The 1,001-nt window shown below is 68.6% G+C and carries 1 protein-coding gene; it reads left to right on the top strand.

What is annotated here, in order from left to right:
* On the top strand, window positions 1–1,001 hold a 1,001-nt coding region (locus tag AB0I03_RS27270; protein ID WP_360417536.1), incomplete at both ends, for a dihydrolipoyl dehydrogenase.

The raw sequence follows: 1,001 nt of genomic DNA, 5'->3' as shown, positions 1-1,001 counted from the left end.
CTACAAGGGCCTGCAGGGTCTGGTCGCCTCCCGCAAGGTGACCTACATCGAGGGCGAGGGCCGGCTGTCCTCCCCGACCTCCGTCGACGTGGGTGGCCAGCGCGTCCAGGGCCGCCACGTCCTGCTGGCGACCGGCTCCGTGCCGAAGTCCCTGCCGGGCCTGGAGATCGACGGCAACCGCATCATCTCCTCGGACCACGCGCTCACGCTCGACCGCGTCCCGAAGTCGGCGATCATCCTGGGCGGCGGCGTGATCGGCGTCGAGTTCGCCTCGGCGTGGAAGTCCTTCGGCACCGACGTCACCGTCATCGAGGGCCTCAAGCACCTCGTCCCGGTCGAGGACGAGAACAGCTCCAAGCTGCTGGAGCGGGCCTTCCGCAAGCGGGGCATCAAGTTCAACCTCGGCACCTTCTTCGACAAGGCCGAGTACACCGCCGACGGCGTCAAGGTCACCCTCGCCGACGGCAAGACCTTCGAGGCCGAGGTGCTGCTGGTCGCCATCGGCCGCGGCCCGGTCTCCGCCGGTCTGGGCTACGAGGAGCAGGGCGTCGCGATGGACCGCGGCTACGTCCTGGTCGACGAGTACATGCAGACCAACGTCCCGACCATCTCGGCCGTCGGTGACCTCGTCCCGACCCTCCAGCTCGCGCACGTCGGCTTCGCCGAGGGCATGCTGGTGGCGGAGCGACTGGCCGGCCAGAAGGTCGTCCCGATCGACTACGACGGCGTCCCGCGCGTCACGTACTGCCACCCCGAGGTCGCCTCGGTGGGCATCACCGAGGCCAAGGCCAAGGAGCTGTACGGCGCGGACAAGGTCGTGGCCCTGAAGTACAACCTTGCGGGCAACGGCAAGAGCAAGATCCTCAAGACCGCGGGCGAGATCAAGCTCGTCCAGGTCAAGGACGGTGCCGTGGTCGGCGTCCACATGGTCGGTGACCGTATGGGCGAGCAGGTCGGCGAGGCCCAGCTGGTCTACAACTGGGAAGCCCTGCCGGCCGAGG

Source organism: Glycomyces sp. NPDC021274 (genome assembly GCF_040641195.1).
GTDB lineage: Bacteria > Actinomycetota > Actinomycetes > Mycobacteriales > Micromonosporaceae > Glycomyces.
The sequence above is the reverse complement of the archived record's forward strand: the minus strand, read 5'-3'. Positions and strand labels throughout refer to the sequence as shown.